We start from the raw sequence: 275 nt of genomic DNA, 5'->3' as shown, positions 1-275 counted from the left end.
TACTTAAGTCCTTTAGCTTTAGATAGATTTTTATCGGTATTAGCAATGAGCTGATTTTTAAGTCGCGTCCGCGACAAGCCTTTAACAAAATCAGGATGTGGGTTAAGCAAAATCACATTTAGAGCTAAACGCGAAACACGACTAGCAAAAAGTCGCTCTTCTTCTGGAAACATCTGTTGAAGAGCCGTATACAGTTTTATCTGTTTGAGCTTAATATCGTCAGTCACCTGTTTACAAAATCGCGTTAACTCATGTAGCTTTTGATAAGAGTCGGT

The 275-nt window shown here is 38.2% G+C and carries 1 pseudogene; it reads right to left on the bottom strand.

Going from position 1 to position 275, the window contains the following annotated elements:
• Nucleotides 1–275 (bottom strand): annotated as a pseudogene (locus CES81_RS13695) (IS110 family transposase); the annotation flags it as partial.

The sequence above is a fragment of the Secundilactobacillus pentosiphilus genome (genome assembly GCF_002217985.1).
In the GTDB taxonomy this organism is placed as follows: Bacteria; Bacillota; Bacilli; order Lactobacillales; family Lactobacillaceae; genus Secundilactobacillus; species Secundilactobacillus pentosiphilus.
Note: the sequence above shows the minus strand (reverse complement) of the source record. Positions and strands in the feature narration are given on the sequence as shown.